The sequence below is a fragment of the Amycolatopsis alkalitolerans genome (assembly GCF_006152065.1).
GTDB lineage: Bacteria > Actinomycetota > Actinomycetes > Mycobacteriales > Pseudonocardiaceae > Amycolatopsis_E > Amycolatopsis_E alkalitolerans.
Map to the genome: position 1 here is coordinate 1 of NZ_VDFW01000038.1, position 11,594 is coordinate 11,594.

10 protein-coding genes are annotated in these 11,594 nt (G+C 70.6%); 4 read left to right on the forward strand and 6 right to left on the reverse strand.

Annotated elements, in window-relative coordinates; genetic code table 11:
• Window positions 1-88: 88 nt before the first annotated feature.
• Entirely contained in the window at window positions 89-745 is a 657-nt protein-coding gene (locus FG385_RS29430; protein ID WP_139100068.1) for a maleylpyruvate isomerase N-terminal domain-containing protein, read from the reverse strand.
• A gap of 52 nt (window positions 746-797) precedes the next feature.
• Window positions 798-2,786 carry an APC family permease gene (locus FG385_RS29435; protein ID WP_139100069.1) on the reverse strand — a complete coding sequence of 663 codons (1,989 nt, stop codon included), beginning with the start codon at window positions 2,784-2,786 and terminating at the stop codon, window positions 798-800.
• A 170-nt stretch (window positions 2,787-2,956) separates the two neighbouring features.
• Here FG385_RS29435 and FG385_RS29440 point away from each other — a divergent pair, with 170 nt between their 5' ends.
• Entirely contained in the window at window positions 2,957-3,295 is a 339-nt protein-coding gene (locus tag FG385_RS29440; protein ID WP_139100070.1) for a hypothetical protein, read from the forward strand.
• Between the two features lie 433 nt (window positions 3,296-3,728).
• Here the strand turns inward: FG385_RS29440 and FG385_RS29450 are convergent, their stop codons facing one another.
• Window positions 3,729-5,135 carry an MFS transporter gene (locus FG385_RS29450; RefSeq protein ID WP_139100071.1) on the reverse strand — a complete coding sequence of 469 codons (1,407 nt, stop codon included), beginning with the start codon at window positions 5,133-5,135 and terminating at the stop codon, window positions 3,729-3,731.
• 52 nt (window positions 5,136-5,187) lie between these two features.
• Between FG385_RS29450 and FG385_RS29455 the strand changes: the two genes are divergently transcribed.
• Complete coding sequence (locus FG385_RS29455; protein ID WP_160148913.1) at window positions 5,188-5,625, forward strand: MarR family winged helix-turn-helix transcriptional regulator; 438 nt, start codon at window positions 5,188-5,190, stop codon at window positions 5,623-5,625.
• A 14-nt stretch (window positions 5,626-5,639) separates the two neighbouring features.
• On the opposite strand, the gene FG385_RS29460 is transcribed toward FG385_RS29455, so the two are convergent.
• Window positions 5,640-5,924, reverse strand: a complete 285-nt coding sequence (locus FG385_RS29460) for a hypothetical protein (RefSeq protein WP_139100073.1) — start codon at window positions 5,922-5,924, stop codon at window positions 5,640-5,642.
• Window positions 5,925-6,323: 399 nt separating this feature from the next.
• On the opposite strand from FG385_RS29460, the gene FG385_RS29465 reads away from it, so the two are divergent.
• Both FG385_RS29465 and FG385_RS29470 read left to right on the forward strand, forming a co-directional pair.
• Entirely contained in the window at window positions 6,324-8,312 is a 1,989-nt protein-coding gene (locus FG385_RS29465) for a bifunctional metallophosphatase/5'-nucleotidase (RefSeq protein ID WP_139100074.1), read from the forward strand.
• Between the two features lie 181 nt (window positions 8,313-8,493).
• Window positions 8,494-10,884, forward strand: a complete 2,391-nt coding sequence (locus FG385_RS29470; protein ID WP_139100075.1) for a flippase-like domain-containing protein — start codon at window positions 8,494-8,496, stop codon at window positions 10,882-10,884.
• 22 nt (window positions 10,885-10,906) lie between these two features.
• Here the strand turns inward: FG385_RS29470 and FG385_RS29475 are convergent, their stop codons facing one another.
• Together FG385_RS29475 and FG385_RS29480 are read right to left on the reverse strand one after the other, a co-directional pair.
• Window positions 10,907-11,242 (reverse strand): hypothetical protein, encoded by a 336-nt coding sequence (locus FG385_RS29475; protein ID WP_139100076.1) that lies wholly within the window; start codon window positions 11,240-11,242, stop codon window positions 10,907-10,909.
• 85 nt (window positions 11,243-11,327) lie between these two features.
• Entirely contained in the window at window positions 11,328-11,585 is a 258-nt protein-coding gene (locus FG385_RS29480) for a hypothetical protein (RefSeq protein ID WP_139100077.1), read from the reverse strand.
• Window positions 11,586-11,594: the final 9 nt, after the last annotated feature.

Sequence of the window (11,594 nt, forward strand, 5' to 3'; positions counted from 1 at the left end):
CATCTCTGGCACCGACACGCCACAACAAGATCCTTGACCAGCAGCCACGACCGCTAACTGAACGGCTTTGGCCCTAGGCCGCGTGGAATCACCCCAGCACGAACGGGAGCCGCGCGGCCAGGTCACCGAGTTCGCCGTACTGCGCGCCGGCCGGGGCGCGACGCCCGGTGCCGATCAGGAGCGCCTCGGCGTCGGAGAACGACGCGGGGAACGCGGCACCGGCGATCGTCTCCAGTAGCTCGCGCGATTTCGCGAGGCCTGGCACGGGCGGCCCGGGTACCTCCGGCAAGTGCGCGATCAGGTCGAGGTGGTGCAGCGTCCATTCCAGGACGTACGCGGACAGGTAGTCGCCCGCGGTGAGGACCTCGTCCCGGGTGCTGACCCGCAGGCCCGGATCGGCGCGCCCGGCGGCGCGCCCGGCGGCGGAACCCACGTCGTCGAGATGGAACTTGAGCAGCCACGGCTCCTGGTATGCGGCGGCCAGCCGGACGATGAGCGCGTCGAGCGGATCGTCGCCGGCGGGCGGTGTTCCGCTGATTTCCCAGTACGTCGCCGCGTCGCGGGTCGGCGCCGTGTCGGCGGGGGTCACCAGGGTGATCAGCACGTCCTGAGCGTCGATGACCAGATGGCACACCAGGTCCCGGACGAGCCAGCCGGTGCAGCCGGACGGCCGCGCGAAAGCCTCGTCTGGGAGCCCGGCGACCGCCGCGCGCAATGCCGCCCACGAGCGTGCGAAAAGGTCCATCGCCGCAAGCTAGCAGCGGATCGGTCAATGTCCGGTACGGGGCGGATGGCGGTCAGAGGATGCCGCGGCGGGTGTCACCGGGAAGGTGGCTCGCGCGTTCGAGATCACGCGCGGCGCTCGAGTGCAGTTGCCACGGCACACTGGTGACCATGACCCCCGACTCGAACAGCAGCCGTCCTTTGAGGCGCAGCGCGCTCTGGTTGTGCAGCAGGTTCTCCCACCAGTGGCCGACGACGTATTCGGGGATATACACGCAGATGATGTCCCGGGGGCTGTCGCGGCGCATGGTCTTGATGTAGTTCAGCACCGGCCGGGTGATCTCGCGATAAGGCGATTCGAGCACCTTCAACGGGATCGTGAGGTGGTGTTGCTCCCACACTCGCTGCAGTTCGCGGGTTTCGGCGTCGTCGACGTTGATGGTGATCGCGGTCAGCGTGTCCGGCCGGGAGGCTTTCGCGAACGACAGCGCCCGCTGGGTGGGTTTGTGCAGGGTCGAGACCAGCACCAGGGCGTGCACCCGGCTGGGGAGCAGCCCGCCGGCCTCGTCGGGGGCGAGTTCGTCGCGCACCCGCTGGTAGTGCCGCCGGATGGCGCGCATCAGCAGGAACAGCACCGGGATGGCGATCACGACCAGGTAGGCGCCCCCGGTGAACTTGGTGATCAGCACGACCACCAGCACGACGCCGGTGAAGCACGCGCCGAACGCGTTGATCACCCGGGCGCGGTGGATGCGCCGCCGCGCGGCCGGGGTCTCGGCGGCACGCAGTTCCCGGTTCCAGTGCCGCACCATGCCCGCCTGGCACAGGGTGAACGAGGTGAACACGCCGATGATGTAGAGCTGGATCAACCGGGTGGTAGAGCCGGCGAAGACGTAGATCAGCAGCCCGGCGACCAGGGCGAGCAGGATGATCCCGTTGGAGAAGGTCAGCCGGTCGCCACGGGTGTGCAACTGGCGGGGCAGGAAGCGGTCGCGGGCGAGGATCGAGCCGAGCAGCGGGAATCCGTTGAACGCGGTGTTCGCGGCCAGGATCAGGATCAGCGCGGCCGTGGCCTGCAGGTAGTAGAACCCCACGCTGTGGTCGCCGCCGAACACCGCCGCCGCGATCTGCGCGATCACCGTGCGCTGCGACTCGTCCGCGCAGTTCCCGGGGTACCCGACCAGGTCGCACGTGCTCTCCGCGATCTTCACCTGCGAGATCAGCGCGAGCAGGGTGATCCCGGCGAACATGGTGATCGACAGGACGCCCATCGCGGTCATCGTGCGCGCGGCGTTGAGCCCCTTCGGTTTGCGGAACGCCGGCACCCCGTTCGAGATCGCCTCGGCCCCGGTCAGCGCGGTACAACCGGAGGAGAACGCGCGGAGCACCAGGAAGACCACGGCGAGCCCGGACAGGCCGGTCTGCTCCGCGTGGATGCCGTAGTGCGCGCTTTCCGCGACCGGGTGGTGCCCGAACAGGGTCTGCACCAGCCCCAACCCGATCATGATCAGCACGCCGGCGACGAACGCGTAGGTCGGCACCGCGAACGTCCGCCCCGACTCGCGCACCCCGCGCAGGTTCATCGCCGTCAGCAGCACGATGAACACGATGTTGATCAGCACCCGGTGCGGGTTGAGCTCCGGGATCGCGGAGATGATGTTGTCCACCCCCGCCGCGACCGAGACCGCCACGGTCAGCACGTAGTCCACCAGCAACGCCCCGGCCACCACCAGGCCGGCGTCCCGGCCCAGGTTGCGGGAGGCGACCTCGTACGAGCCGCCGCCGCTGGGGTAGGCCTGCACCACCTGCCGGTAGGACAGCACCACCACGACCAGCAGCACCACCACCGCCAGCGCCACCCACGGGGTCAGGTGCAGGAAGGCCACCCCGCCGAGGGCGAGGATGAGCAGGATCTCCTGCGTGGCGTAGGTGACCGACGAGAGCGGGTCGCTGGCGAAGATCGGCAGCGCGATGCGCTTGGGCAACAGCTCATTCGAGAGCCGGTCACTGCGGAACGGGCGGCCCAGCACCAGGCGCTTGAGCACAGACGTCGCGGAAGGCACGCCCGCAGCGTAAAGACCCGGAGATCGTCCGGGCGGCACCCCGCGCGTATAGATCTCGTCAAAAATTCCGGCCCACCCGTTCGGGCCCCGTCAACACGGCCCCGGCCCGGACCGGGCGGGTGGTAAGTCCACTGGAATTTCGGCAGACGTTCGCCACGACGGGCGGTGAGATGGCCTCAGACGCGAAGCTCGACCCCATACTCGCACAGCTGGTCCGGTACCCGGCCGCGCTCGACGTGCTGGACCTGCTGGCCGCGGGCCCGTGCACACCGGCCGGCCTCCGCACCCGGCTGCGTGCGAAGCGGCGTGCGGTCGACGCCGCGCTGCGCGTACTCGCCGCCTACGGGCTGGTGGGCCGGTGCGGTCGGGCCGGTACCTGGGACGAGCCCGTGTCCGCGTGCTACGAGCTCACCGGCCGCGGGCACGATCTGGCACACCGGCTGGAGCGATTCGACACCCTCGTGGCGATTTACGAACTACTGCTGTACGGCGAACAGCTCAGCGGCTGACCTGTTTCGTGCGAACCGGGCAGTTCGGCCGCTTCCCGGAGGCACGCCAGGTACCACCTGCAGGGCGTGCGTACCGGCCAGATGCGACAGCACGACCAGGCTCCCGTTACGCCGCCCGGACAGGTACGCGCTCTCGTCGCGGGCCAGCAGCTTCGCGTCGACCAGCGTTGAGCAGGTGGCACACCGTCGGCACCGACGTGCCCAGCCGTGCTCACCGACCGGTCGTGCTCGGGCAGCGAAGCGATCAGCATCTCGGCCCCGGACCGACACCCCGCCGTCCACTGGCAGCATCGCCCCGCTGACGTATCGGGCTTCGTCCCAGAGCAGGAACACCGCCGCGCCGCAGGAGTCTTCGTCCGGGGGATTTCATGTTGTGTATTGAGATTGCGAGGCGTGGAAAAGCCAGACGTGGCGCGGTTCCCGACGTCGAGGGTCACCAGGCGCCGCGGTGATCGGGAACCAGTACCAGCAACGGAAGTACGGCGACCATGAGCGCCGCGAACACGAGCAGGGTGTAAGCCTGCGCCATCCCCGCGTCGCTGCTGCGGGCGATCACGGCGGTGGTCACCGAGATGGAGATGATCGCGCCGCCCTGGCGGAACATGCCCCGCAGCCCGGCGATCGCGGCGACCTTGTCGGGCGCCAGCTGGAGGCTCGCGTTGTTCGAGGCCGGCACGGTCATGCCCATGCCGACCCCGCTCACCCCGGCGGCGATGGTGAGCCAGAGGTAGGGCGAAAACCCGTTCGGCGCGGCGTACATCGCGGCGAGCCCGCCCGCCGAAATGAGGAAGCCCACCAGCATCGGCAGCCGGTGCCCGGTGCGGCGTAGTGCCAGCACGGCGAGGGCGGCCACGCAGATGGTGCCCACGGCTCTCGCGGTCAGCAGGGTGCCGGCTTCGAGCGACCGGATGTGGAACCGGTCCTCGGCGTAGAGCGGGACGAGCGCGCCGAAACCGAGCGCGGCCGCGCCGTAGCAGAGGTTGATCAGGTTCATCACGCCGAACCCGCGGCCCCGCATGAGCTCGAACGGGATGAACGGCTCCGGATGGTATTTGGCGTGGCGGATGAACGCCACCACGGCGATCACCGCGATCGCCTCGGAGACGAGGAAGACCGGGCTGAGCAGGGACGTGCTCCCGCTGCCGAGATAGGTGATGCCGAACATGCTGGTGAACACGAGCACGCCGAGCAGCGCGACGCCGGGGAAGTCCACCCGGCCGGCCTCGCGCGGCTCGCTCGCCGGCAGGAACTTCGCGGCGAGGGCGATCAGCACCAGCCCGATCGGCACGTTGACCAGGAAGATCCCGCGCCAGGACCAGAAGGCGACGAACGCCCCGCCGGCGATCGGCCCGACGATGCCGCCGATGGGGAAGATGCTGGTGAACATGCCCAGCGCGCGGTCGCGGTCGTGCCCGAAATGATCGGCGACGATCCCGGTCGCGGACGGCATGAATGCGCCGCCGCCGATCGCCTGGATCGCGCGCAGCACCACGAGCAGGTAGATGTCACCGGCGAACCCGCAGGCCAGCGACGAGGCGGTGAACAGCACCGCCGCGATCATGAAGACCTTCTTGCGGCCGAACTGATCACTGATCCGGCCGGCGACGGGCATCATCAGCACCTGGCCGAGCGCGTAGATCGTGATCGTCCAGCCGCTCCAGTTGACCGGGGCGGCGAGTTCGCGCTGGATCGCGGGCAGCGCCGTGGCGACGATGGTCTGGTCGACGGCGGCCATGAACAGCGCCATCGACACGATCGCGAAGATGAGCCGGCGGCGAGGATGGGGCGTGTCTTCCGGGTTCGTGCCCGGGGTGTACGACTCGACCTCGGAAGACGCCATGGACGTCAACAATAGTTGCTTGCTGGCAGGCAATCAATCAGCTGGAGGTGTGATGGACGCCGAAGACGTGTCCCGGCTGCGCGCGGTGATCTTCAGGCTGGCCCGTCAGCTCAACGCGACCTCGACCGGCGAGGGGCTCACCCCCACGCAGGCTTCGGTGCTCGGCCTGGTGTCGTTCCGCGGTCCCCTGGGGCTCGCGGACCTGATCGAGCTGGAGGGGCTCAACCCGACGATGCTGTCGCGGGTGGTGCGCAAACTCGAGGACGACGCCCTCATCCGGCGGCTGCCCGATCCGTCCGACCTGCGTGCCGTGCGGGTCGAGATCACGCCCGAAGGCGCGCTGGTCAACGACCGGATCCGGGGCCTGCGCACCCAGGCCGTGTCGGACTGCCTCGACCGCCTGCCCGACCAGATGGGCAAGCAACTCCTGGCCGCCCTCCCCGCCCTCGAGTCCCTCGAAGAAGAACTGAAATCCGCCCGCTCCACCTAGCCCATCTCCGAGATCTACGTTCGATGGGCGAACTCGACGTTCGGCGCGATGATCGCCTGGGGGATGCCGGGCTCGGTGGCTGCCTGCCGGTTCGCAGGTCCGAACGCCGAACTCGCGCGGCGCGAAAGCAACCTGCCGCGGGCGGCCGGGACCCGGCAGGCGACTGTCGTGAAAGGACAGCACGCCCGAGGTACACCACGCGGGTGGCCGACGGGAATCCCGTGGTCCCGCAACGCCTCGTACATGCCGGTCGCCGTCACCTCCCGCGGATCCGCCGCGCCACCGGCGACCAGCGACACGCAGCTCCCCGAGAGCACGGCCGGAACCCGAGAAGTCAACCGAATCAACGGGTCAGGATCACGGCACGCGGTGACCTGGACAGCCGTGCGGCCGGGAGGATCTGCTCGGCGCCGAACGTGGACGTGGCGCACGAAGCTCAGGCGCACCACGCTGCGTCCACAGAATTTCCATGCCGCGTCTATTGAGACTAAACGCGCTGCTGCGGCCTGCTGGTCGCCGGTGTCACTCGTCCGGGCGATGCCGCCAGCTCGGGCCGATAGGAGAGGCCACGTGACGAAACCTGCAGGCGCTCACGGCCAAGACGTGAATCGACGACCGCCCCGGCGGCTCAGCCGTCGCTCGCTGCCCGGCACGGCCGGGCCGGCCGAACGAGACCTTCGCCGAGAGGACCTCCAACCATGACCGACACGACCTCCCCGCGGGAACAGGCGGCCCGGCGTAGCCGCCGCAAGTGGGGCATCGGGGCCCTGGCGACCGTCGCCGTCGCGGCCTTGCTGACCTCTGCCTTCGCCTCTGCCCGGCCCGACGAGCCGACGCGCACCGTGACGCTCATCCACGTCGCGGACACGCACGCCAAGTTCGTGCCGCACTGGGAACACCTGGACGCACCCGGCAGCGACGGCGGATGGCACAACGACGTCGGCGGCTTCGCCCGGACCTACACCGAGGTTCAGCGCCTGCGCCAGCAGACGGCGGGACACAACATGCTCCTGATGGGCGGCGACAACTTCCACGGCAGCGCCGAGATGATGTTCACCAAGGGCCGTGCCGGGGTGCCCGTCTTCAACAAGTTCGCACCGGATGTCTACAACCCGGGCAACTGGGACTTCGCCGAGGGCTCGCTCGAGACCCGGGCGCGCTTCACCGGGATTCCCGAGGGGGCCCCGAACGCCACGCCTGGCGGCAAGCCACTGGTCACCTTCCCCGTCGTCGGGGCCGGGGTCTACAACGCCGAAGGCGCCCCCGCATACGCGAAGCCCGGCACCCGGCTGTTCAAGCCGTACATCATCAAGAACGTCAACGGGGTCAAGGTCGCGGTCCTGGGGCTCAATGACGACAAGCCGAAAGATCAAGGCGCGACGTTCACCATCGGCCTGCAGATGACCGCCGGGTTCGACGAAGCGCCCGCCCTGGTGCGGGAGGTGCGCGCCGAGGGCGCCGAGGTCGTGGTCGCGATGTCGGAGGCGGGGCTGGCGCAGAACGTCGCGCTGGCTCGTGACGTGCCCGGCATCGATGTCGTGCTCAGCGGCGACACCCATGAGGAGGTGTACGACCCGATCCGGGTCAAGCACGGCGGCGGCAGCGAGACGGTGGTCGTCGAGTCCGGTGAGGGCAGCCATGTCGGCGACATGGAACTGCAGGTTGGCGGCAAGGCCGACCACGCGCGCGTGGTGAAGTCGTCGTGGACCCTGCACGAGGTGGACGGAAGCGTCCCCGAGGACCCGGGCATGAAGAAGATGGTGGACGACATCCGTGCGCCCTTCCTCCGCGGGCCCGCGTTCGTCCCGCACACCCGCCCGATTCCCGGCGGCGGCAAGCCCATGGTGCTGGACCGCCCGTTGGACGACGTCATCGGGAAGACCGACGTCGACCTGCAGCGGCACAGCGTGGTTCCCAGCGAAGGCGACGCGTTCGTCGCCGAGTCGATGCGCGAACTGACCGGCGCGCAGGTCGGCGGGACCAACGGCTTCCGGTACGACTTCCCGATCCCGGCCGGCCAGCCCATCACGGTCGGCGACGTCTACGGCTGGCTGCCGATCGGGGCGCACGTCGCGGTGGCGAAGATGACCGGGTCGCAACTGGTGGACCGGGCCGAGAAGTTCGCGACGGCGGTGCTCGACCCCAACCCGTACCGCCGAGGCGGTGGCTACCTTCCGATCTTCGCCGGTGCCCGATTCCACCTCGACCTCACCGGCCCGCACGGCCCGACCGGGTCACGCATCATCAAGAGCGAGGTGTACGACTCGGCGACGCGATCCTGGGTGCCGGTGCAGGACGATCGCATCTACACCGTCGCGGGCTGCTACTCGGCAGGCGACGCGCTGGACCGGATGTGCCGGACCAACGGGGTCCGCGACATGCGGTTCCCCGTCGCCGGCCCTGACGGCGGCATCACGCTGCAGCCTCCGCTGCTGTCCGAGATGCTGCCTGAGTACCGCCTGACCAAGCGCGCCGCGCCCGACGGAGTGATCAGCGCCCCCGAAGCGCTGCTGCGCTACCTCGACGCCCACCACGGCGCTCGCGCGGCCGACCTGCAACCGTACTCAGGGCCGACCTGGGTCGTCGACAAGGGCAGCCTGCCGGCACCGTCGCCGCTCGCGCCGGATCTGGTGCAGCCGCTGGAAGGGTCCGGGCCCGACTGGCTGGCTGCCGGGCGCGTCGGCTGAAGGCGTGCGGGGGTGCGGGTGGTCGCGCGGCCACCCGCACCCCCGCACGTTCCGGTCCACCCGGTCGTCCCGGTCGGTCGATCCGCTGTTGGCGGGTCGGCCGTCGTACTTGTCGCGCGTCCGCGAGCGAGCACACTGAGAGGTGCTCGATCGCGACCGGCGAGAGTGAGGATCGACAGCAGTGGGCCGCACGCCCCCAGCCGAGGAGCCGGAAACCGGCAAGCCGTCCGGTTCGGCCGCGCTGCCGCTCGGCCGGCATCCGCGTGATCTGGCCGCGCTGATCGCCGCGATCGTGGTCTTCGTGCTGTGCTCGCTGGTGGCGAGGGCAGCCACGGTGAATCCGGTCGAAGCGGCCATCTACCAGCAACTCGCGCGGATCCCGCCGGCTTCGCGCGCGGTCTGGCAGGTGCTCGACTGGGCCGGTGGCTGGGCGGGCGTCGTGGCGGTGGCGGCGGTGGCGTTCTATGCCAAGCGGATCAGGGTCGGCCTGTCCTGCGCCGCGGCCGGTGCGGTCGGCTGGGCGCTGGCCAGGGTCGCGGACCCGCTCACCGGCGGCCGGCACGTGTCCCCGGGCGTGCTGGGTCCCGGCGCCGGGCCCTTGCCCGCGGGCATCGACCCGTTCCCCGCGCCGCAAGCCGTGATGGCTGCCGCGGTGGTGGCGGTGGCCGCTCCCTACCTCAAGACGGGCTACCGGCGTGCCGGGTGGGCGCTGGTGGTGCTCGTCGCCGTCGCGGGCGTGCACCTCGGGCACAACCTGCCGGTCGATGTGTTCGCCGGGGTGTTCCTCGGCTGGGGCGTCGGTGCGGCGTTTCATCTGGCCTGGGGCGCGCCGGGACGCCGGACGTCGGCCATGGCGGTGTTTCAGGCGCTCGGACAGGCCGGTCTCGAGCCGGTGACCGTGACGCCGGTCCGCGCGCACTGGCGCGGACCGCTCCAGTTCGTGGTGACTACCGCGGCCTCTGCGGGCACGCTGCGGGTGGAGGCCGTGCGGCGGCTGCGCCGCCGGGCGGGCCTGTGGTACCGGCTCCGGCGGCTGCTCGCGTCGCTAGAGGTGGAGGACGAGCCGCCGCTGTCGAGTACCTATCACGAGGCCGAACACGAGGCTCTGGTGACGATGCTCGCGGAGCGCGGCGGGGTGCCGACGCCGCCGGTGCTGCTGGCCTGCCGGGCGCCCGACGGGTCCGCGCTGCTGGTGCGACGGCAGATCGAGGGCCACCGGCTGACCCGGCTGGCCCCCGCCGAGATCTCCGAATCCCTGCTCGAGGCCTTGTGGGGGCACATCGCGAGCCTCGGCGACGCCCGGATCGCCCACCACGACCTGCGAGCAAAGAACGTCTTGGTGGACGTCGAGGGCAAGCCGTGGCTGCTGAACCTCACCTTGAGCAAGGCCGGTGCGACGAAGGCCAGGACGGACCAGGACACCGCCGAAGCGCTGGTGTCGATCGCGTCCCTGGTGGGGGTCGAACGCGCGGTGCTCAGCGCGGCCAAGGCGCTGCCACCGGACCGGCTCGAGTCCGCGCTCACCTACCTGCAGCCCCTGGCGCTGCCACGGCGGATTCGCAAGCAACTGCGCAACCAGCGCGTCATGCTGGCCGACCTTCGCGAGAGCCTGGCCGACCGCATCGACCGGCCGTTGCCCATTTTCCGTTCCCCGGTCCGGCCGAGCCGGGTCCTCGGGCTGCTGCTGATCGGTGCCGCGGTGTACACATTGCTGCCGCAGTTGGCGACCCTGCCCGGCGTGCTCGATCTGCTCGGGCAAGCGGATTGGTGGTGGCTCGCCGCCACCGTGGGCACCGGGTTGCTGGCGATCGCGCTGTCCGCGGTGTCGATTCGCGGTGCGAGCGCGGCCCCGCTACCGTTCTGGTACACCACCGCGGCGCAGTTCGCCGCCGCGTTCACCGGCCGCACGACCCCGGGCGGCGTGGGCTTCTTCGGCATCAATGTGGCGTTCATGGAGCGCCTTGGCATCCGGCGGGCGCAGGCGGTCGGCGTCGCGATGCTCAACGTCGCGGCGACCGGGGTGATCGGCGGGGTGTGGTCGGTGGCCGGGGCGTTCGGGCTCGGCAGCGCCGGGCTGGTCACCAACGTCTCGATGCCGGGCGGGTGGCCGGTGTTCGCGGCCGCCGGCGGCGTGCTGGCGGTGGGAGCCGCGGTGCTCGGCTCACCGTGGGGCCGGCGCCGCGTCGTGTGGCCGGCGTTGCGCGTGATGCGCGACCTCGCGGCGACGATGCGGCAGCCCCGGCGAGCCCTGCAGCTGTGGGGCGGGGCCGCCGCCTACCTTGCCGTCTCCGGCCTGGGGCTGGTCACCAGCCTCGCCGCGTTCCAGCCCGAGGTGCCCGTGTTCGCGGTGATCACCGCGTTCGTCATCGGGCACACCTTCGGCCACATAGTCCCGACCCCCGGGGGTCTCGGCGCGGTCGAGTCGCTGACGGTCGGCAGCCTCGTCGCGCTCGGCATCGCGCCGGCCGGGGCGGTCGCCGCCGTGCTGGTGTCCCGGGTGCTCACCTACTGGCTACCGGTCCTGCCCGGTGTCGCGGTTTTCCGCTACCTCCAGCACCGCCGGATCGTCTGAGCGCGCGGCCGCATACGCCCGCTCAGCGCCGTTCTTCCTGGATCGTGGTGTAGCGGCCGGGCATCACCATGCAGTACAGGCCGCCGGTCTCGTTGGTCAGGCAGTAGACCGGCCGGGTCGAGTCGGACTCGCCCGCCTCGCGCTGCTCGCCGACCCTCTGGATCGTGATGTGCCGCGGGTCCTTGGGTGGCTCCGGCACCCTGTCCTTGTCCCATGGGTGCCACGCCAGCAGGCCTCCACCGATACCCGCGAAGAGGATCGCGGTCACCAACAGGCCATAGCCGGTCCGGGGTTTCGTGGTCACGGCCTGCGGCTGGGGCGGTGACGGCTGCGGTAGCGGGGTATCGGGATGCGACATGCCGGACAGTCAACATCATCGCGTGGGCGACCGCCCCGGGAGTTCGCTGGAACGCGCCGTCTCGTCCGTGCGAATCCACTGTGGATCACCTCGGCCGCGGCACCCGCCCCTCGGCGCGTGCCGGATCGGCGGCCTCCCACGATTCGGCCTGCTGCTCGAACGCCTCCGCGGCCGAACGCACCGCCGCCCGCAGCCACCACGGCAGCTCACCGGCCGTGTCCAGCTGCCGCCAGGCGCCGGCGACCGCTCTCGACGTCTCGACCACGTTCGGGCCCGCCGCCGCGCAGTAGCGGCGGTACGCGTCCTCCCACACTTCGATAAGCTGCGTTACGGCAGCGTCCACATCGTCCTC

What these genes read in the sequence shown, in the direction of transcription:
- FG385_RS29430 (WP_139100068.1), bottom strand. Translation starts at nt 745, where the DNA reads ATGGACCTTTTCGCACGCTCGTGGGCGGCATTGCGCGCGGCGGTCGCC.
- FG385_RS29440 (WP_139100070.1), top strand. Translation starts at nt 2,957, where the DNA reads ATGGCCTCAGACGCGAAGCTCGACCCCATACTCGCACAGCTGGTCCGG.
- FG385_RS29450 (WP_139100071.1), bottom strand. Translation starts at nt 5,135, where the DNA reads ATGGCGTCTTCCGAGGTCGAGTCGTACACCCCGGGCACGAACCCGGAA.
- FG385_RS29455 (WP_160148913.1), top strand. Translation starts at nt 5,188, where the DNA reads ATGGACGCCGAAGACGTGTCCCGGCTGCGCGCGGTGATCTTCAGGCTG.
- FG385_RS29465 (WP_139100074.1), top strand. Translation starts at nt 6,324, where the DNA reads ATGACCGACACGACCTCCCCGCGGGAACAGGCGGCCCGGCGTAGCCGC.
- FG385_RS29475 (WP_139100076.1), bottom strand. Translation starts at nt 11,242, where the DNA reads ATGTCGCATCCCGATACCCCGCTACCGCAGCCGTCACCGCCCCAGCCG.